This window comes from Neisseria sp. P0021.S007, assembly GCF_051956855.1.
This window is the reverse complement of record NZ_JBQCXA010001670.1, coordinates 1-448: the sequence shown is the minus strand read 5'-3', so window position 1 is coordinate 448 and position 448 is coordinate 1. Positions and strand designations below refer to the sequence as shown.

Here is a 448-nt window from a genome sequence, read left to right as displayed (position 1 = left end):
TACCATTACATCTAAAATCTACAATCCATTTCAGATAAACGGAATTTAACTAAAACAAACGTATCATTACAACTGTAAATGCCGGCAAAAGTTGTCTGAAAAGTTTTCAGACGACCTTTAATTGGTTTTCTACCTTACCGCTTCAACTTCGCAAACGCATCCGCCATCGCCGAATTGGTCGGGGCGCGGTCGTTGCGTTGGGGTTTGCGGTCGCGGCGTTCTTGATGTCGGGTTTCAGACGGCCTGTTGCCTTTGGCTGTGCCACCCAGTTCGTCATCCAACCGCATAGTCAGCGCAATGCGTTTACGCGCAGCATCGACTTCCAGCACTTTTACTTTCACCACATCGCCGGCTTTCACCACTTCACGCGGGTCTTGGACGAACTTGTTGGACAGGGCGGAGATGTGCACCAAGCCGTCCTGATGGACGCCGATGTCCACGAACGCGC

The 448-nt window shown here is 50.9% G+C and carries 1 protein-coding gene; it reads right to left on the bottom strand.

The genetic code is table 11. From position 1 onward, the window contains the following. Positions 1–134 precede the first annotated feature (134 nt). Positions 135–448 (bottom strand): S1 RNA-binding domain-containing protein (locus ACTHUR_RS20835; protein ID WP_440400704.1); only part of this gene is annotated, 314 nt, incomplete at its 5' end.